16 protein-coding genes, 1 tRNA gene and 4 pseudogenes are annotated in these 19,145 nt (G+C 39.0%); 9 read left to right on the top strand and 12 right to left on the bottom strand.

Features of this window, described 5'->3' with window-relative positions:
* Window positions 1-26 precede the first annotated feature (26 nt).
* The 4 genes from JCM17102_RS08940 to JCM17102_RS08925 all read right to left on the bottom strand — a co-directional run bounded on the left by JCM17102_RS08940 (window position 27) and on the right by JCM17102_RS08925 (window position 4,483).
* Complete coding sequence (locus tag JCM17102_RS08940; protein ID WP_025074864.1) at window positions 27-1,481, bottom strand: ATP-binding cassette domain-containing protein; 1,455 nt, start codon at window positions 1,479-1,481, stop codon at window positions 27-29.
* A 93-nt stretch (window positions 1,482-1,574) separates the two neighbouring features.
* Entirely contained in the window at window positions 1,575-3,581 is a 2,007-nt protein-coding gene (gene pulA / locus JCM17102_RS08935; RefSeq protein WP_025074863.1) for a type I pullulanase, read from the bottom strand.
* A gap of 36 nt (window positions 3,582-3,617) precedes the next feature.
* Window positions 3,618-4,184, bottom strand: a complete 567-nt coding sequence (gene ruvC, locus JCM17102_RS08930) for a crossover junction endodeoxyribonuclease RuvC (protein ID WP_025074862.1) — start codon at window positions 4,182-4,184, stop codon at window positions 3,618-3,620.
* Window positions 4,181-4,483, bottom strand: a complete 303-nt coding sequence (locus JCM17102_RS08925) for a DUF4286 family protein (protein WP_025074861.1) — start codon at window positions 4,481-4,483, stop codon at window positions 4,181-4,183. The genes ruvC and JCM17102_RS08925 overlap by 4 nt, the downstream gene beginning before the upstream one ends.
* A 112-nt stretch (window positions 4,484-4,595) precedes the next feature.
* Between JCM17102_RS08925 and JCM17102_RS08920 the strand changes: the two genes are divergently transcribed.
* Window positions 4,596-4,669, top strand: a tRNA-Ala gene (locus JCM17102_RS08920).
* A gap of 155 nt (window positions 4,670-4,824) precedes the next feature.
* Here the strand turns inward: JCM17102_RS08920 and JCM17102_RS08915 are convergent.
* Window positions 4,825-5,034: a hypothetical protein gene (locus JCM17102_RS08915; RefSeq protein WP_025074860.1), complete on the bottom strand. Its 210-nt coding sequence runs from the start codon at window positions 5,032-5,034 to the stop codon at window positions 4,825-4,827.
* Between the two features lie 68 nt (window positions 5,035-5,102).
* Window positions 5,103-6,143, bottom strand: coding sequence for an energy transducer TonB (locus tag JCM17102_RS08910; RefSeq protein ID WP_025074859.1), 1,041 nt, complete (start codon window positions 6,141-6,143; stop codon window positions 5,103-5,105).
* 119 nt (window positions 6,144-6,262) lie between these two features.
* Between JCM17102_RS08910 and pheS the strand changes: the two are divergent.
* The 7 genes and pseudogenes from pheS to JCM17102_RS26895 all read left to right on the top strand — a co-directional run bounded on the left by pheS (window position 6,263) and on the right by JCM17102_RS26895 (window position 15,055).
* Window positions 6,263-7,281: pseudogene (gene pheS, locus JCM17102_RS26900) on the top strand (phenylalanine--tRNA ligase subunit alpha).
* 143 nt (window positions 7,282-7,424) lie between these two features.
* On the top strand, window positions 7,425-8,624 hold the full coding sequence (locus JCM17102_RS08900; protein ID WP_025074858.1) for an MFS transporter: 1,200 nt from the start codon (window positions 7,425-7,427) through the stop codon (window positions 8,622-8,624).
* Complete coding sequence (gene nth, locus JCM17102_RS08895) at window positions 8,621-9,298, top strand: endonuclease III (protein ID WP_025074857.1); 678 nt, start codon at window positions 8,621-8,623, stop codon at window positions 9,296-9,298. The genes JCM17102_RS08900 and nth overlap by 4 nt, the downstream gene beginning before the upstream one ends.
* A gap of 93 nt (window positions 9,299-9,391) precedes the next feature.
* The gene (locus JCM17102_RS08890) at window positions 9,392-10,651 is read left to right on the top strand and encodes a phosphoglycerate kinase (RefSeq protein ID WP_025074856.1); all 1,260 of its coding nucleotides are present in this window, start codon (window positions 9,392-9,394) and stop codon (window positions 10,649-10,651) included.
* Window positions 10,652-10,743: 92 nt separating this feature from the next.
* Window positions 10,744-11,708 (top strand): annotated as a pseudogene (locus JCM17102_RS22880) (ABC transporter substrate-binding protein).
* A gap of 77 nt (window positions 11,709-11,785) precedes the next feature.
* Entirely contained in the window at window positions 11,786-12,763 is a 978-nt protein-coding gene (locus tag JCM17102_RS22875; protein ID WP_033886649.1) for a porin, read from the top strand.
* 88 nt (window positions 12,764-12,851) lie between these two features.
* Window positions 12,852-15,055 (top strand): annotated as a pseudogene (locus JCM17102_RS26895) (tetratricopeptide repeat protein).
* A 193-nt stretch (window positions 15,056-15,248) separates the two neighbouring features.
* On the opposite strand, the gene JCM17102_RS08870 reads toward JCM17102_RS26895, so the two are convergent.
* The 5 genes from JCM17102_RS08870 to JCM17102_RS08850 all read right to left on the bottom strand — a co-directional run bounded on the left by JCM17102_RS08870 (window position 15,249) and on the right by JCM17102_RS08850 (window position 18,090).
* A complete protein-coding gene (locus JCM17102_RS08870) occupies window positions 15,249-15,830 on the bottom strand; it encodes a Maf-like protein (protein WP_025074855.1) in 582 nt (193 codons plus the stop codon).
* A 73-nt stretch (window positions 15,831-15,903) separates the two neighbouring features.
* The gene (locus JCM17102_RS08865) at window positions 15,904-16,425 is read right to left on the bottom strand and encodes a KdsC family phosphatase (RefSeq protein ID WP_025074854.1); all 522 of its coding nucleotides are present in this window, start codon (window positions 16,423-16,425) and stop codon (window positions 15,904-15,906) included.
* Window positions 16,412-17,200, bottom strand: coding sequence for a Rossmann-like and DUF2520 domain-containing protein (locus tag JCM17102_RS08860; protein WP_025074853.1), 789 nt, complete (start codon window positions 17,198-17,200; stop codon window positions 16,412-16,414). Before JCM17102_RS08860 ends, JCM17102_RS08865 begins: the two co-directional genes overlap by 14 nt.
* Window positions 17,201-17,215: 15 nt before the next feature.
* Entirely contained in the window at window positions 17,216-17,551 is a 336-nt protein-coding gene (locus JCM17102_RS08855) for a hypothetical protein (RefSeq protein ID WP_025074852.1), read from the bottom strand.
* Window positions 17,552-17,553: 2 nt separating this feature from the next.
* Window positions 17,554-18,090: a nitroreductase family protein gene (locus JCM17102_RS08850; protein WP_025074851.1), complete on the bottom strand. Its 537-nt coding sequence runs from the start codon at window positions 18,088-18,090 to the stop codon at window positions 17,554-17,556.
* Between the two features lie 184 nt (window positions 18,091-18,274).
* Here JCM17102_RS08850 and JCM17102_RS08845 point away from each other — a divergent pair, with 184 nt between their 5' ends.
* Window positions 18,275-18,454, top strand: coding sequence for a hypothetical protein (locus tag JCM17102_RS08845; RefSeq protein WP_025074850.1), 180 nt, complete (start codon window positions 18,275-18,277; stop codon window positions 18,452-18,454).
* A gap of 25 nt (window positions 18,455-18,479) precedes the next feature.
* On the opposite strand, the pseudogene JCM17102_RS26890 reads toward JCM17102_RS08845, so the two are convergent.
* Window positions 18,480-19,021 (bottom strand): annotated as a pseudogene (locus JCM17102_RS26890) (beta-class carbonic anhydrase).
* Window positions 19,022-19,145: the final 124 nt, after the last annotated feature.

Below are 19,145 nucleotides of genomic sequence, written 5' to 3'. Positions count from 1 at the left end.
CTATCTTCAAGTAGAAAAAGAAATTCTTATCCATTTCTTTTTAAGAAAATACGGTTTGTGATCGTATTAGGTAATTCGGATTCATAATGAGTCACCATAATCATCGTTTTATCTCGACGACAGCAAAAAGCTTCGATAATCTTTTTCACACGACGCCTATTATATGTGTCTAATCCATGAAGGGGTTCATCTAATATTAATAATTCCGGGTCCTTCACAAAAGCACGTGCCAGTAAGGCTAATCGCTGTTCGCCACTGGAAAGTTGCAGGAAAGGCCTGTCTTTCAATTCTGCAATACCAAATATATTCATCCACCACTCACAAATAGCCATCTGGCTAGGCTGAGGACGTTTATATAACCCGATACTGTCATGCAGGCCACTGGCAACAATCTCAATAGCAGGTAGATTTTTAAGATAGGCGCGATGCATTTCAGGACTCACATAGCCGATATGTTTCTTTATCTCCCAAATGCTTTCTCCGGTACCTCTTTTCCTGCCAAACAAACTGATGTCACAAGCATACGATTGAGGATTATCAGCACAGACCAAACTAAGCAAAGTAGACTTCCCCGCACCATTCTCACCGCTCAAAGCCCATTTTTCGCCACGGCAAACAGTCCAATCAAGGTCTTTCAAAATCGTACGGTCGCCATAACGGATACTGACTTTGTTAAGCTTCACTACTTCGTCAGAGTCATAGTTATTCCCGTCATAAGGTAAATCAAGAACACTTTGTTGCAATTCGTCAAAAGATACAGGCAAATCTCTGGAACGAAAAGCCTCGAGATAAGCTTCTCTTTCCATTTTTGGAAATACTACCTTTTTATCAACAGGAATGACGTGAGTGATGAAAAAAGGGATATCGTCCAACATAGAAAGCACCAGAATAATCTGAACGGAAGACATCTTTGTCAAACGGTCGAGCAAAGAAAAAAGAAGTTCGCGGGTAGGTGCATCCAAACCAATAAATGGATTATCCATAATCAGTACACGGGGAGCTGTCAGAAGAGTTTTTGTTAATTGAAATTTTCTTAGCTCACCGCTTGAAAGAAGGATTATTTTCTTTTCAAGCATTGGCTCGATACGGAAAAGCTCAAAAAGTTCCTGTTTCAACTGCTCATCCTTGATTTCTCCCAGCATCTCATTTACTGCAGGAGTTTCGTCCTGATCATGAGCATTCCACCGTTGTTGATAGTAATAATTGGCATCAGCGGCTCCATAGGTATCACGAAAAGCTATGTACTTTACATTGTCATAAACAGTCTGAGTTGCCGAAGGGGAGAAATCGTATTTCAAGGTTCCCTCACGCAATGGATATTTACCTGTCAATGTATCAACAAAAAGACTTTTGCCCCCACCATTAGGACCCACAATAGCTATATGTTCGTCTGCGGCAATATCTACTGTAGCAGGTTGGGCTAAACGCACCAGCGGATTACGTGCTACGCCACCCACCATACTGAATGTATTTTGCTTCATAATACCTTTATCCTGTTTTAATAATTGAGTACAAAGGTAACTCTTTTACAACAAAACGAGATATTTAATGAACAAATTGATTAATTACGGGCTTTATTTATACATAATCAACGCAGACTGAGCAGGAATGATAACTTCCGATCCGGTTTGGATAGCTAATCCACGAACGTCTATCATACCATCTTTACATACCACTGTGTATTTTCCTACAGGTACCGCTAATCGTGCAGGAATGGTACGAGAGTTAAATGCAACGATAATATCTCCCCAGCTGTCTCCATTCGCATGGTCTTTCAGACAAAAAGCAACCAAGTTGCTTCCTTCTACCGGAAGGAACTCAAGATGTTTCCGGACCATCTCCGCCTCTCCCATACGAAAAGCCGGATGAGACTTACGAAGATCAATCAGGCGCTTATAATACGTAAAAACATCTCCGTTTGTTGTTTTACGCCTCCAGTCAATGGCATTCACAGCATCGGGACTTCTATAGCTATTATCCACTCCTTGTTTATCACGCATGATTTCTTCTCCTGCATAAATAAAAGGAATACCCTGAGAGGTAAAGACGACTGTTTGGGCCAATTTATCAAGACGGGACAATTGTTCGTGAGTAATTCCGGGCATACTTGCTTTCAGACGGTCTATCAGACACAATCCGTCATGGCAAGAGACATAACTGATCATTTGTGTAGGTTGTTCCGCCCATGACTTACGACTATAGTTTACCGAATCGTAATGTATCTGCGGATGTTTGATTGCTCCTACGATACCAAATTTCAGGCTCATTTCTCCACCCGATATACCCGCAAGAAATGCACCTTTATGTTTCGCACTTACAGGTCCGCATATTCCATCGCGCAGTTCATCCGAAAAAGCTGCAATTCCCGGCATTTGGGACATATTGGCTTTCATTGCCAATGAATCTGCCGGATATTGTGGAGATTGCGCAGCCCATCCTTCACCATACAGGCAAATGGTAGGATCCACCGTATCCACAGCTTCCCGGATCGCATTCATTGTTTCGATATCATGAACTCCCATCAGGTCGAACCTGAAACCATCAATATGATATTCCTTTGCCCAATAAAGTATCGACTCTATCATGAACTTACGCATCATCGGACGTTCACTTGCCGTCTCGTTTCCACAACCAGATCCATCAGCCCATGTTCCATCTGCTTTCTGCCGATAGAAATATCCGGGAACAGTACGTTCAAAATTACTGTCTCCCGTATTAAAAGTGTGATTATACACCACATCCATAATCACACGAATACCCGCTTTATGCAAGGCCTGCACCATCTGTTTAAATTCCCGAATACGGGTATCAGGTTTATACGGATCAGTTGAATAAGAACCGTCGGGCACATTGTAATTTTGCGGATCATAGCCCCAGTTATAACGGTTTTCGTCAAGCTTTGTCTCGTCTACAGAGGCATAATCAAATGAAGGAAGCAAATGAACATGAGTCACCCCCAACTCAACCAAATGATCGATACCCGTCAGCAATTTATCAGGATTTGTTGTTCCATGTTCTGTCAAAGCAAGGTATTTTCCTTTATTCTGCACCCCGGAAGTGGAATCTACCGAAAAGTCACGATGGTGCATTTCATAAATAATGATATCTGCCGATGACCTTAAAGGAGGGCGCTGATCATTCTCCCAACCTTCCGGATTCGTTGAATCCCAATTAATAATAGCAGCACGTTTACCATTGACACCGACAGCACGTGCGTTTATTCCCGGAGTATCTCCCTGCCATTTATCATTGATCTTAGCATTAAAAGTATAGAACTTACCAAGTAAGTCTTCGTTTACTGTCGCTGTCCAAGTACCATCTTCACCCGGCTGCATCCTAACGGTTTCGTAAGCATGTCCACCTTCACCGGCTTCATAAAGCATTAGACGCACTTCGTCTGCCGTCGGTGACCAAAGCATAAAATTAGTTGCCTCCGGTGTATATTCCATTTCGACCAAACTACCGGTACGAACCGGATACAATTCAAAAGAAGTATATTCTTTTTTCACGGAAGAACAACTCATCACTGTTGCCACTGTAGTTACTCCAAATATTGCCAAATAATTTGTACTTACTTTCATCTTTCCACATGATTACGACCCTTCGACCTATATACTTTATTTCACCCGATCCGGATTCTTTGATATAAAATCTTTCCAGCCACTATATCCTTTTTCCAACGTCGGACGTCCCAATTGTAGGAAATGGCAATATGCTGCCGCCAATCCATCCGTTGCGTCCATAAAAGTAGGCATATCATCTTTTGAAAAGTGCAGCATCCGCTGTAACATATCCGCTACCTGCTCTTTTGATGCTTGTCCATTTCCGGTTATAGCCATTTTAATTTTCAAAGGAGCATACTCGGTGATAGGTATATCACGGCTTAATGCTACTGCCATTGCAACCCCCTGTGCACGCCCCAGTTTCAACATCGATTGTACATTCTTACCAAAAAACGGTGCCTCTATGGCCAATTCATCAGGCAAATAGCTCTCAATAATGCTCAATACCCGTTCGTGAATATGACGAAGCTTCAAATAATGATTGCCAAATTTACGCAAGTCAATAATCCCCATAGCAATCATTTCGGGTTTGGTTCCTTTCACTCGCAAAACTCCGTAGCCCATAATTGTCGTTCCGGGATCAATTCCTAGGATTATCTTTTCTATTACCGGTTGAATCACTCTATCACCTCCATCAATGTCGGAAATCCAATTACCTTGTCTTTGAATATTTTCGTCAGTTCTCCGTTTAAGCGCACTCCCTGTTCCAAATGCCAACGATGCAACAAGCCGCTACTTTCGACCTCCCATTGTAAGGAATAAGCGCTTCCGTCATCCCGATGACTTAATATCCGGCAGAGACGAGGTGATTTCAATGTCCCATGGTTCTCTATTTCAGGAATATAGCTTTCCTTCATCCAAATCAGAAAATTATCGTGTACTTCATCGTCCACCTGAAAAGTTGTATTATAAATGAGCATATTTCTTCATTAAAGTATTATTTCCGCAAACATAGCAATTATTTCAGAATATTGCATTATATTTGCGCAAACAAAAATGGTCCGTTTACAAACGTTACCATTAGATATAGAGGGGGCGTTAGCTCATCTGGCTAGAGCGTAACACTGGCAGTGTTGAGGTGATCGGTTCGAGTCCGATACGCTCCACAAATAAGGCATTATGAAAGAGGTAAAAGAAGAATTGAATATACCTCAAACATAAAAATATGATATTTATTATTCTCAAATAGATAACTTCATTACTCATTTAATAAAAGAATAACCTATTAAGAACAATAAATATCATACCCCAATTTAAAGACTTATTCCAAATCTTCCTTTACTACTTCGTCCATTTCCTTCAAACGTTTTTCACGTTCTTTCTTCGTAAGATGTTTTTTATCTTTATACACATTATCCGCACGGCTGGAAACTTCTTCACTCCATTCTCCAAACTGATTGGATGCGGGACGTCCGTTCGGCTCGATATTTTCTTCGGCGATCGAGTCGTGCCTATTAATCATATCATCCATAATGTTTTTACTTTTAATGGTTTACCGTATTACTACAATAAAACAAGGAGAAAAGTTCCCTTTTTTAATCATTTTTGGGAGATTTTTTTCTGCAAATGCTCCCGATAAGTCTGAATACGGAACGGAACATAAAGAGTATAATTTGTTTCCACTGCTTTATCTTCAGCCATTGCCGGTATCCAATTCGGCATTTCTTTAACAATGCGCAATACCTCTTCCGCAAATCCAGAATGGGTGGACTTTAAGATATGAGGGCGAAGGACAGCTCCCGTCTTATCAATTGTAAATTCACATAGTACATAGCCTTCTATATTTTTTGTCAATAAACTTTCCGGATAGATCATTTCAGCTTCTATATATTCTTCCGGGGTACAGGAAGAAAGCGTAGGAGTTACTTCTACCAATTTACCGGAATTGGTCACAAGTTGAGGACCTAATTCATAAATACCAACATATATTGGACGTTTATGAGCATTCGGTTGTTCTTTTGTACGTTTCTGTAATTCCTTCAACAAAACATCTGCTTCATTCGCTAATGCATCTTCAGAAATACTCTCACCTATAGATAATAAATAGGCTGATTGACAGACCAACACAAGACGTTCCATCAAAGATCCTTTTTTTGGCGACCACTTCCGCCCGCTTAAAACGTTACCTTTATTATCAACCGAAGTAAAATAATAAACAACACCATCCAAACCTGCAGTAGAGCCATCCAAATCTTGAATCTGACTAGTCACCAATCGAAAAATAGTTCCTAAAGACAAATACAAAGACTGACTGATAAAAACTGATTTCTTTTCCGCTTTTACTGTTCCTTTCTCTGCTTGCCAGTAAGTACGGGACAATGTATTTGAAATCAGGCAATAACGTCCATTTTTCTTTTCAACCGACATAGCATATTCAGGTGAAAAAGAAGGAATTACTGTAAATCGGGCATAAGGTTGTTGCTGAAAGTCTGTGTTTAATAAAGAAAATACATTCCGATAATATTCTCCTAGTTCGCCCGGATAGGTATCTAAAGGTTTTACCGGTTCCAAGTAATCAGTCTGGGCCGGGAGATGAAAAGAAAAAAATAAAAGAAGAAGAAATATAACAATCTTTTTCATATATTGTCGGTTTTCGGTGTAAGTCAGCAACAAAGATACAAAATATTTCGAAGGTTCGTGATAAAATTGTATCTTTGCACGGTTTTTACCAAGAAACAGAATAACAATACATCAAAAATATGATAGCCAAGATTGAACAACTTCTGAAAGAGGTGGAAGCAATGCATGCCTCCAATGCCGAAGAACTTGAAGCTCTCCGCATTAAATATCTCAGTAAGAAGGGTGCCATTAATAATTTAATGGCTGATTTCCGAAACGTAGCTGCCGAACAGAAAAAAGTAGTCGGCATGAAATTGAATGAACTAAAAACTATTGCGCAGGACAAAATCAACGCGCTAAAAGAACAGTTCGAGAATCAAGACAACGGTTGCGATGGAGTAGATTTGACACGTTCCGCATACCCCGTGGAACTCGGTACCCGTCACCCGCTTTCTATTGTAAAAAATGAAATTATCGATATTTTCGCCCGTTTAGGATTCAGTATTGCTGAAGGTCCTGAAATCGAAGATGACTGGCATGTGTTCTCTGCACTGAATTTTGCAGAAGACCACCCGGCACGTGATATGCAGGATACTTTCTTTATTGAATCTCATCCGGATATTCTACTACGCACCCACACTTCGTCTGTACAGACTCGCGTGATGGAAGCTTCTCAGCCCCCTATCCGTATCATCTGTCCGGGACGTGTATATCGTAACGAAGCAATCAGCTATCGTGCACACTGTTTCTTCCACCAAGTAGAAGCCTTGTATGTAGATAAAGAAGTATCATTTACTGATCTGAAACAAGTATTGTTGCTCTTCGCCAAAGAAATGTTCGGGCAGATACAAAGATTCGTTTGCGTCCGTCTTATTTTCCATTCACTGAGCCTAGCGCAGAAATGGATATCAGTTGTAACATTTGCGGTGGTAAAGGTTGCCCATTCTGCAAACATACCGGTTGGGTGGAAATCCTTGGTTGTGGTATGGTAGATCCTAACGTATTGGATGCTAACGGAATCGATAGCAAAATATACAGTGGTTATGCTCTCGGTATGGGTATTGAACGTATCACTAACCTGAAGTATCAGGTAAAAGACCTCCGAATGTTCTCTGAAAATGATACACGCTTCTTAAAAGAATTTGAAGCGGCATATTAAAAATTCAAAGCGGTTTATAATCCGCTAACAGAATTTATTCGGGGAAAACCTAACTAATGATAATAACCCAGGACTTTGTCCTGGGTAAATTTATCTCTGAAACGATACGCATCCTAAAGAGTTGCTGAATATATTATTCATTTATGGCAAAAGATAGGCTCATTACATCCAGTTACTGTTTCATCTTGGCAGCCAATTTCTTACTCTACTTTGGATTCTGGTTGCTGATTCCAGTTTTGCCGTTCTATTTGTCTGAGTTTTTTCAAGCGGGTAATTCTACTATTGGCATGGTGCTCTCTTGTTATACGGTAGCAGCACTTTGTATCCGCCCATTTTCTGGTTACCTACTTGACACATTTGCACGTAAACCTCTTTATCTATTTGCATACTTCATCTTTATGCTGATGTTTGCAGGATATCTGATTGCCGGTAGCCTTACCTTATTTATTATAGTCCGAATCATTCACGGTGTTTCTTTCGGAATGGTAACAGTAGGTGGCAATACAGTTGTCATCGATATTATGCCATCTTCACGCAGAGGAGAAGGATTAGGATATTATGGACTTACCAATAATATAGCTATGTCTATCGGGCCGATGTTCGGGCTATTTCTTCATGATGCAGGAGTAACTTTCGGCACAATTTTTTGTTATTCACTTGGTTCCTGTATTTTAGGATTTCTGGCAGCGAATCTGGTAAAGACACCTTATAAGCCTCCTGTAAAACGGGAACCGATTTCCCTAGACCGTTTTATTTTATTAAAAGGATTACCTGCCGGATTTAGCTTATTATTACTTTCCATCCCTTATGGGATGACAACCAATTATGTTGCCATGTATGCCCGCCAAATTGGCCTCAATACTCAAACTGGTTTTTTCTTCACCTTTATGGCAATTGGTATGGCAATTTCACGAATATTTTCAGGAAAAATAGTTGATCGGGGAAAGATTACACAAGTAATTGCAGCAGGGCTTTACCTCGTTGTATTCAGTTTTTTTCTACTCGCTTCCTGTGTATATCTGATTCATTGGAATGATAATGTCTGCATGATTATCTTTTTCGGAATCGCCTTATTACTTGGTATCGGATTCGGAATCATGTTTCCGGCTTTCAATACATTATTTGTAAATCTGGCCCCTAACAACCAGCGTGGAACAGCAACTTCCACATACCTTACATCTTGGGATGTAGGAATTGGTATCGGAATGCTGACTGGAGGTTATATTGCCGAAATCAGTACTTTCGACAAGGCATATCTTTTCGGAGCTTGCCTAACTGTAGTATCTGCTATTTACTTCAATTTGAAAGTAACACCTCACTACCATAAAAATAAACTAAGATGAGAAAAACAGAACGTTATGAAAAGGTTATTGCCTGGTTTCAGGAAAATATGCCGGTAGCCGAAACGGAACTACATTACAAAAATCCTTATGAGTTACTGATTGCAGTCATCCTCTCTGCACAATGCACAGATAAACGGGTGAATATAATTACCCCACCACTATACAAAGATTTCCCAACTCCGGAGGTACTTGCCGAAACTACACCGGAAGTGGTTTTCGAATATATCCGAAGCGTTTCTTATCCGAATAATAAAGCCAAACATCTAGTTGGCATGGCGAAAATGCTAGTAAAGGACTTCAACAGTGAAGTACCTGATAATCTGGAAGATCTGATAAAATTACCCGGAGTAGGAAGAAAGACGGCAAATGTTATTCAATCGGTTGTATTCAACAAAGCGGCAATGGCAGTGGATACACATGTATTCCGTGTCAGTCATCGGATTGGACTGGTACCCGACAGTTGTACAACTCCGTTCAGTGTTGAAAAAGAATTAATGAAGAATATCCCGGAAAGTTTAGTAGCAAAAGCTCATCATTGGCTTATCCTTCACGGTCGTTATGTTTGTCAGGCACGAACTCCTAAATGTGACACCTGCGGTTTACAAATGATGTGCAAATATTTCTATAACACCTATAAAGTTGCAAAAGAGGCACCAAAAGCCAAGAATAAATAACGATTTAATAGTAAGGAACGGAAATAAATAGTAACTTTGCGGTCAATCAAAAAATTGATGAACTTAAACACTTTTAAAATAAAATAGAGTATTATGCAGACAATTGACAAATTCAATTTTGCCGGTAAAAAGGCATTTGTTCGCGTGGACTTCAATGTACCTCTGGACGAAAACTTCAACATTACAGATGACACTCGTATGCGTGCAGCTCTTCCTACTTTAAAGAAGATTCTGGCAGACGGCGGTAGTATTATCATCGGTTCTCACTTGGGCCGTCCGAAAGGCGTTGCCGATAAATTCTCTTTAAAACATATCATCAAACATCTGTCAGAATTACTGGGCGTTGAAGTTCAGTTTGCTAATGACTGCATGGGCGAAGAAGCTGCTGTTAAGGCTGCTGCATTACAACCGGGAGAAGTTCTGCTTCTCGAAAACCTCCGTTTCTATGCTGAGGAAGAAGGCAAGCCAAGAGGTTTGGCAGAAGATGCAACAGACGAAGAAAAAGCTGCTGCTAAAAAAGTTGTAAAAGAAAATCAAAAAGAATTTACAAAAAAACTGGCTTCCTATGCTGATTGTTATGTAAATGACGCATTCGGTACTGCTCATCGTGCTCATGCCTCTACAGCGTTGATCGCTAAATACTTCGATGCAGATAATAAGATGTTCGGTTACCTGATGGAAAAAGAAGTGAAAGCTGTTGATAAGGTATTGAATGACATTAAACGTCCGTTCACAGCTATCATGGGTGGTTCTAAGGTTTCTTCAAAGATCGAAATTATCGAAAACCTGTTGAACAAGGTAGATAATCTGATCATTGCAGGTGGTATGACTTATACATTTACTAAAGCAATGGGTGGTAAGATTGGTATCTCTATTTGTGAAGATGACAAACTTGACCTCGCTTTGGAACTGGTAAAGAAAGCTAAAGAAAAAGGTGTAAACCTAGTATTGGCTGTAGATGCTAAAATTGCTGACGCTTTCTCTAACGACGCTAATACTCAGTTCTGTCCTGTTAATGAAATTCCTGACGGATGGGAAGGTCTTGATATTGGTCCTAAGACTGAAGAAATCTTCGCTAACGTTATCAAACAATCTAAGACTATTCTTTGGAACGGTCCTACAGGTGTATTCGAATTCGACAATTTTACGCATGGTTCACGTACAGTAGGTGAAGCGATCGTAGAAGCAACTAAGAACGGTGCATTCTCACTTGTAGGTGGTGGCGACTCAGTAGCTTGTGTAAACAAGTTCGGTTTGGCTGACGGTGTATCTTACGTTTCTACTGGTGGCGGGGCATTGCTCGAAGCAATCGAAGGAAAAGTTCTTCCGGGTATTGCTGCTATCAAAGAATAAGTCCAATTAGTGGAAATAGTGTTAAAATCTATATAGATTGTAAAGGGCAGTTCTTTGTGAAAAGAATTGCCCTTCATTATAAATATTAAGGCATGAAAAAGCTGATACTTGTGTTTTGTATCTTACTTTCTTTCCTTTCTTCTTGCCAGAGAAAAAAAGGAGAAAGTTTTTTTCTGCTTCATCCGAACTACAACCGCTCACATTAGGAATGATGCCAACTTTAGAAGGATTACCTTACTACATTGCTCAAAAGCAAGGTATCTATGACTCGTTAGGATTAAATTTAACGATCTTTCCTTTTTATTCTGCCAACGATCGGGATGCTGCATTTCAGGCTCATCAAGTAGACGGTATTATTACTGATTATTCGAGTGCTGTAATATTGCAAGCTAGCCATCATACCAATCTAAGACTGATTCAAAAAAACGACAGTTATTTTTGCTTTATCGTCTCTAAAGAAAGTAATATCAACCAATTAAAACAACTCAAAGAGAAAAATATCGCTGTATCGCGGAATACAATTATTGAATATGCAACCGATTTATTATTAGATAAAGCAGGAATAAAATCTTCGGAAATAAACAAACCGGAAATAGGGCAAATTCCTCTGCGTTTACAAATGTTAGACTTTAAGCAGCTAGACGCTTCCTTTCTACCCGATCCTGCCGCCTCTCTTGCGATGGATAATGGACACCGTTCTTTAGTTAGCACCCGAGAATTAGATATTGACTTTACTGTTACCGCTTTTTCCCTAAAAGCCCTGAATGAAAAAAGAAGAGAAATCGAACTACTTATTACAGGTTACAACCTCGGTGTAGGCTATATTAAGACACATCCGCAAAAAGAATGGGAACAAGTGTTAGTAGAAATAGGTGTCCCGAAAAATCTAACTGGATTAATTGCACTTCCCGCTTACAAAAAAGCAACACGACCCTCACCTGAAGCAATAGAGAAGGCCGTAAATTGGTTAAAAGCTAATCATCGCATACCTAAATCATATAGAGCAAATAATCTAATAGACACAACATATATTCACTCCGAACCAACCATTATGTAATAATAATGACTTATGCAAAAGACAATTCTCCGATTTCTAATCATCGTATTAAGTATACTAAATATACATAGTACCTTATCGCTCAGGAAAACAAAACGCTCAATCAGGTCGTCAATACTTTGAAAGAGCGAATCAGTCTTGCAGGTTATGCCCAGCTCGGCTACACATACGATGATGCAGCCAAACCGGATAATACGTTCGACATTAAACGTATCATCTTTATGGCTCACGGTAAAATAACCGATCGATGGACTTGTGACTTTATGTACGATTTCTATAATAGCGGCATGTTACTGGAGATCTATACAGATTATAAGTTATTTAATGGGCTCACAGCACGTATCGGAGAATTCAAAATTCCTTATACCATTGAGAACGAATTATCTCCCACAACCGTAGAATTAATTTATTGCTATTCTCAATCTGTATGTTATTTGGCAGGAGTTAGTGGTAGTGATAAATGCTATGGCATGACCTCCGGACGGGATATCGGTTTGATGCTACATGGAAAACTATTCAATGACTTTTTACAGTATAAAGCAGCCATAATAAATGGACAGGGAATGAATACTAAAGATAAAAATAGTCAGAAAGATATTGTTGGCAATCTTATGATTTATCCGCTAAAATGGCTATCAGTCGGTGGTTCGTTTATTCGGGGAACGGGACATGCCATAGCTGACTCAGAATATACAGGGATCAAATCTGGAGAAAATTATGCAAAGAAACGTTGGAGTATAGGAGGTGTCGTCACATCTTCGAAAATCAGTCTCCGTTCTGAATATTTGGCAGGAAAAGACCGCAATGTAAAAAGTGAAGGATTCTATGCAACAGGAAGTCTACAATTAGTGCGTAACTTTGACTTTATTGCTTCTTTCGATTATTTCAACCCGAATAAGGCGGCTGATATCAAACAAAATAATTATATCGCGGGGCTACAATATTGGTTTTATCCCAGATGTCGTTTGCAGGCACAATATACATTCTGCGGCAAAAAAGGGAATGGGCTTAAAAACTCCAATCTGATACAAACACAAATACAAGTCAGATTTTAGAAACTTTCTCTCATATCCTTTTTGGCATTCTTTTTGTTATAGAATAAACAGTATTTATTCATATGCTGAAATAAATAGTTGAACAATGATGAACGAAAAAACAATTAATGAACAATACGCATATATACGTACCCTTCTTGAAGGTCAAAGACTCAAAGAAGCATTAATGCAGTTAGAGTCTTTACTCTGGCAATGTCCCGATTGGAATTTACGGACACAGCTGGAACAGCTTCAGACTTCTTACAAATATATGCTAGACTATATGCGCCAAGCGTCAATGACCCTGAACGTTGGAATGTATATCGTAAACTTCTAGCGGATACATGGAGTATTGCCGATCAGTCACGCTTGCTGATGTTGGATAATGCATCATCAAGATATTATCATGAGGTACGCCGGACTCCCCGTACGGATGGTCTGGCAGCTTATGATCTTAAAAAGCTGTTACATATTTTGGAATCATTCAATGACGATCTGGCAGTAAGCGGACTTCTATCCGAGGCAAAAACACTTGAAGTTATGAAGCGTCATGAAGACACCCTCAAATTTCTTTTTCTGGAAGGTTGGACAAACAGTTCATGGAATTCACAAGAAGAAGAGGATGCAAAAGCCATGCTTGCTTCGGAACAACTGTCGATAGATGATTTGTGTTTATTTATCAGCGCAATCATGCTTAGTCTGATGGAATGTTTCGATTTACGTAAAATCATGTGGCTACTGGATGCATACATACATCCGAATATCAATGTGAAACAACGAGCATTGGTAAGTCTTGTTATTATCTTCCATATTCACAGGAATCGTCTCAACCTCTATACTGAATTACTCAAAAGAGTAGATCTCATCGCGGAAGATCCTCTCTTCCAAAGAGATGTCGCTCGTATCTACCAGCAAATGTTACTTTGTCAGGAAACGGAGAAGATAGATAAAAAATGAGAGAAGAGATTATTCCCGAAATGTTGAAAAATGCTTCGTCTATGCGAGATACACGTTTTGGCATTGAAGAAAATGAAGAAGAAAACAATGATAAGAATCCGGATTGGGAAGAAGCTATCGAGAAATCCGGTTTAGGTGACAAGCTGCGTGAAATGAACGAATTGCAGTTGGAAGGTGCCGATGTATATATGAGTACGTTTGCCGGTCTAAAAAGTTATCCGTTTTTCCGGGAAGTACATAATTGGTTTTATCCTTTCACCAAACAACAATCCGACGTACATAATATGTTGGAATCAAAAACAAACGAAAAAAATAGCTTGTTAGATATACTACTTCAATCGGGATTTTTCAGCAATAGTGATAAATATTCGCTCTTTTTTACTATCCAACAGTTGCCCAAGTCACAGCAAGACATGATGTTAAGCCAGCTTAATGAGCAGCAGATGACAGAATTAACAGACAAGTCGAATGCAGATACACTGAAAAAGTTCTTTGAAAAACCGGGAACTGTCAGCAACCAATATTTACATGACTTTATATCGTTTTTTTAAACTCAGTGTACGACGTCATGAGTTCAGGGATATATTTAAAGAAAAACTCGATCTGCACCATATTCCCGCACTCAACAATGTACTCTATTGGGACGAAATATTATTTCCGATTGCAGACTTCTACATAAAAAAAGAACGTTGGAATGAAGCAATTGAGATTTATGAAGAACTGGAATCTATTGAAGCTTTAGACGAGAACGCTGCAGAATGTTATCAGAAGCTTGGATTTGCTTTTCAAAAGCAAAGAAAATATGCAGCTGCAATCGATGCTTATCTGAAAGCGGATACATTAAAACCCGATAACATTTGGACCAATCGTCATCTGGCGACCTGCTATCGCCTGAACCGAAATTATCAAACAGCACTGACCTATTATAAAAAGGTAGAAGAAGTAGCTCCAAATGACACTAATGTAACATTTTATATTGGTAGCTGCCTCACCGAACTTGGATTAAATGAAGAGGCATTAAACTATTTCTTTAAATTGGATTTCATGGAAAATAATAGTATCAGGGCATGGCGTGGTATCGGGTGGTGTTCATTTATTGGATTGAAATATGAACAAGCTATAAAATACTACGAAAAAATAATAGACCATAAGCCATTAGCTATTGACTTCATGAACGCCGGACACGTTGCCTGGGTAATGGGAGACATTCAGAAAGCTGCTGTCTTTTACGGAAAAGCAATAACTATAAGTGATAGCAGAGAACAATTTTTAGAGATGTTTCACAAAGACGAAGGACCTCTTCTCAAACAGGGTATTCAAGAAGAAGATATACCTTTAATGTTGGATTTATTATAATTACCGCAAACAACGAAATGTCGTAATAACCAATAATAGCTCAGATCTTTATTTAGTTCTGGGCTATTATTTATCAGTATATATTATTTCTTCAACTCCCCAATTTTCAAAACCAATAAGAATCAAAATAAACACTTCGAATAAAACTTTAAAGTCCGTATTATCCGAAGGTCTGATTCCCCTTATAACTATATTACAGTTTCTTCAACTCTACATATAATTTCTGTATGGGCAACCCCATAATATTAAAAAAACTTCCAGAGATAGACTTAACCCCTATATATCCAATCCATTCCTGTACCCCGTATGCCCCCGCCTTATCCATCGGTCGATAACGGTCTACATAATACTCAATTTCCTCGTCTGATAAATCATCAAACTGTACATCAGAAGCAACCGTAAAACTTTTCTGCCAATCTGTTGTAGTCAAACAGACTCCTGTAAAAACTTGGTGAGACTTTCCCGAAAGAGCACGTAACATTTTGATAGCTTCCTCTCTCCCACTCGGTTTTCCAAGGACTTTTCCATTTAACCAGACGATCGTATCTGCTGTAATCAATAATTCCCTTGGTCTCATCAAAGATCGGTAAGCATCGGCCTTTTCTCTCGAGATGTATTCTGGAATTTCTCCTCCAACTAATGTGTCAGGATATGATTCGTTTACATCAGGTAATGTTCTCACCACATAATCAACCCCCAAACCTGACATCAATTCTTTTCGGCGGGGAGAATTAGAGGCTAATATAATATCATATTTCTTCAAGTTATCAAGCATAGCAATCTCAATATTAATAATATAACTATAGATAAAATTTCTATTAACTGTAAACTGATTCTATATTCCATTCTTACCAACCGAAGGCGTCTTGCGCCATCCATTTGTCGTGTACTTTCAGCACTTGTTCTATCACATCACGCCCACAACCACAACCACCATCGGCATAAGATATATATTTTGCAACAGCTTTCACCTCCGGCACAGCATCTTTCGGACAACATGGTAATCCGCATTCGCGCATCACTTCTATGTCGGGAACATCATCCCCCATATACAAAATCTCATCATCCGATAAACCGTATTTATCACGGAAAGCACGATAATCGTGAATTTTCACAGACGAACCCATATATAAATCTTTCACTCCCAATGCTTCAAAACGAATACGTACTGCTTCTGTCCGCCCACCGGTTATTATAGCAATATGAATTCCCTTCTTCACAGCCAGTTGTAAAGCATAACCATCTTTTATATTCACTGTACGCATCGGCTCTCCCGAAGGATGCAACGGAACAGTAGTTGAACTCAACACACCGTCTACATCAAAAGCCAATGCTTTGATACGGGATAAATCATAATTAATGGTGCTCATGAATACTTTTACTAATTAATTTATAGATTTCTTGCAACTCCGGAGTATCTTCCAGCATTGTAAGATGATGATTAATCACATTTTCGTCATAACGTACCGCAGGTCCAGTTTGTGCATCATACGGAGCCAATTCGTGAACTTTACGCGCCGTTTCATCAATTAAAGGCAACATGACTTCAAAAGGCAAATGATACTTATCAAGTAATTCAGCAGCCAAAGCAAACATATGATTTGTAAAATTACATGTAAAGACAGCAGCCAAATGTAAACTCTTCCGCTGTTCAGAAGTTACTTCATATACCTTTTCTGAGAGAGTTGCGGCAATGGCTTTCAATAGCTCGACATCTTCCTTACTATTTGCTTCTACAAAGAAAGGTACCTCTTCAAAATTTACTTCCCGCTGCTTACTGAACGTCTGCATAGGATAAAAAACTCCATACCGCTCTGCATAACCTTCCCAAATACTCATAGGAATACTTCCGGCAGTATGCACCAATAAAGCTTTCCCTTTTCCTTCCGAAATCTGAGGCAGTAACTCCACGAAAGCAGCATCCTTCAACGAGACTATATATAAGCGCGCCTCTTTCGATATTTCCTGCAAATCTGTAGTAAATTCAGCTTCTATCTCTCGTGCCAGGGCACATGCAGACTCTTCCGTACGACTATAAACCTGCACAATACGAAATCCTTTTCGATAAAGCGCTTTTGCCAGATTAGTAGCCAAATTTCCGGCACCGATAAATACGATCGGAGTATCTTCAACACTTCTTTTCATCTTCTTTTCTCCATATTATCGCCTTGCAACTAACAATAAAATACCTCCTACCAATAGTAATGCAAGCGGCAACAAATAACCGGACAACGAACCAAGCAATGACATCACTAATCCGATATTCATAACTAGCCATAGTGCTAGTAATACACATCCTACCGACTTGTCCCGTTTAAAAATCAGAAAACAAATAGAAGCATACAACAATAGATTGTCTTTATTCATCACCCAAGGTAACCCGATAGAAGCGAAATGAATAAACTTATCGATCAAAAAAAGTAATCCAATGACAATCAGAGAAACAGCAGTAGCCTTATAAGTATCCTTGTGATTATTTGCTTTTGCAGTAGCCATTTTTATTTTCCCCCAAACTTATTGATATGAATTTTTTCCCATTGTAAATGCTCTTCATTGAAAGGTTTCCGCTCCATCCCTTTATAACCTATGGCTATTACAGAAAGAACCTGAAGTTGCAAAGGAATGTCCAATACTCCATGAACAAATTCGCCTGATGGCATTCCAGTAGCTGTAAAACGTTCACGAACCTGTACCCAACAACTACCCAATCCCAAATCTTCAGCTTGCAGTTGAATCATAATAGAAGCAATAGCAGCATCCTCAATCCAAACATCGCTCGCCAATGGATCCGCTGTCACGACAATCGCCAAAGCTGCATCAGCTATAAAAGCAGAAGCTTGTTCTTTACAATGTGACAATTCTTTCAATATCTCTTTATCATCTACTACAACAAACTGCCAACTATTACTACGCTTGGATGTGGGCGCCATCAATGCTGCCTTCATCAAAGTTACTACCTGATCCTGAGTGAGTTCTTCATCAGTAAACTTACGCATACTGCGACGGTTCTTTATCAATTCACTGAAATTTTCCATATTATTTTGCGGTTTCATATGATTAATGTATGCAAAGATAGTGTAAACCGAGCGTAATAAGAAATAAAAGTTTGTTTTTCATTTTCCATTGTCAAAGTACTACCTACTCTATGAAAAGGCAAAGGATACCTCTATTAAATGAAGAATTAATTGTATCTTTGCATCAAGAAAAGAGAAATGAATCATGAAAAAACGAATTACACAAGACGATTACATTAAAGCGAATCGCAAAGCCAGCCGGGAGGCTGAAATAAAGATGTACGGTCACCCTATCTGTCATAAGAGAGTGCACCAGTCAAAGAAAGTATACAACCGCAAAAAGATAAAGGCAGCTAATGTGAAGCTGCCTTATTTATTTTATTAAAATACCTTTAAGAATCTATTAGGAACTAAATGATTCTCGATAATTCCCCAGTAGTAGAATCAATGATAAATCCATGCACTCTTATATCTGAAGGAATCAAAGGATGACGGACTATAAAATCTACCGTACCACGTACTGACTTTTCTGTATCTTCAAAGCCATCGAGCCAAGAATGAAAATCTACTCCACAAAAACGCATCATATCAATGTAATCGGCATTGACTCCACGAGCTTCCATCTTCTCAATCATTTCCTCACTATGCATATGACAAGCGCCACAATCGGAATGAGCAATTACCATAATATCTTCGACTCCCAGTTCATAGATTGCTACTAACAAACTACGAATGACACTACCAAAGGGATGAGAAATGACACCCCCGGCATTCTTAATCATTTTCACATCTCCATTCTTTATACCAATGCAGCCGGAAGTAAAGCAGTCAGCCGAGTATCCATACAAGAAAGAATCGCTACCTTCTTATCAGGATATTTATTGGTTATATACTCTTTATACCCCTCATTCTCTACAAACTGTTTATTGTAGGCAAGCATTTCTTCAATCATAATTTTAATCAGTGTTTAAAGGTTAGTAGACACACAAAGATAAAAGAAAAATCTCTTTTTCAGTTATGACATTTTCAACAAAAATATTCCTCTTTTTGTTGAAAGACAAATAAAAAGTGTAAAT

The organism is Bacteroides faecichinchillae JCM 17102, from assembly GCF_000614145.1.
Lineage (GTDB): Bacteria > Bacteroidota > Bacteroidia > Bacteroidales > Bacteroidaceae > Bacteroides > Bacteroides faecichinchillae.
The sequence above is the reverse complement of the archived record's forward strand: the minus strand, read 5'-3'. Positions and strand labels throughout refer to the sequence as shown.

Bases quoted from the DNA above. Each gene is read 5' to 3' on its own strand.
- JCM17102_RS08940 (WP_025074864.1), bottom strand. From the start codon at position 1,481: ATGAAGCAAAATACATTCAGTATGGTGGGTGGCGTAGCACGTAATCCG.
- pulA (WP_025074863.1), bottom strand. From the start codon at position 3,581: ATGAAAGTAAGTACAAATTATTTGGCAATATTTGGAGTAACTACAGTG.
- JCM17102_RS08925 (WP_025074861.1), bottom strand. From the start codon at position 4,483: ATGCTCATTTATAATACAACTTTTCAGGTGGACGATGAAGTACACGAT.
- JCM17102_RS08915 (WP_025074860.1), bottom strand. From the start codon at position 5,034: ATGGATGATATGATTAATAGGCACGACTCGATCGCCGAAGAAAATATC.
- JCM17102_RS08910 (WP_025074859.1), bottom strand. From the start codon at position 6,143: ATGAAAAAGATTGTTATATTTCTTCTTCTTTTATTTTTTTCTTTTCAT.
- JCM17102_RS08900 (WP_025074858.1), top strand. From the start codon at position 7,425: ATGGCAAAAGATAGGCTCATTACATCCAGTTACTGTTTCATCTTGGCA.
- nth (WP_025074857.1), top strand. From the start codon at position 8,621: ATGAGAAAAACAGAACGTTATGAAAAGGTTATTGCCTGGTTTCAGGAA.
- JCM17102_RS08890 (WP_025074856.1), top strand. From the start codon at position 9,392: ATGCAGACAATTGACAAATTCAATTTTGCCGGTAAAAAGGCATTTGTT.
- JCM17102_RS08870 (WP_025074855.1), bottom strand. From the start codon at position 15,830: ATGCTTGATAACTTGAAGAAATATGATATTATATTAGCCTCTAATTCT.
- JCM17102_RS08865 (WP_025074854.1), bottom strand. From the start codon at position 16,425: ATGAGCACCATTAATTATGATTTATCCCGTATCAAAGCATTGGCTTTT.
- JCM17102_RS08860 (WP_025074853.1), bottom strand. From the start codon at position 17,200: ATGAAAAGAAGTGTTGAAGATACTCCGATCGTATTTATCGGTGCCGGA.
- JCM17102_RS08855 (WP_025074852.1), bottom strand. From the start codon at position 17,551: ATGGCTACTGCAAAAGCAAATAATCACAAGGATACTTATAAGGCTACT.
- JCM17102_RS08850 (WP_025074851.1), bottom strand. From the start codon at position 18,090: ATGGAAAATTTCAGTGAATTGATAAAGAACCGTCGCAGTATGCGTAAG.
- JCM17102_RS08845 (WP_025074850.1), top strand. From the start codon at position 18,275: ATGAAAAAACGAATTACACAAGACGATTACATTAAAGCGAATCGCAAA.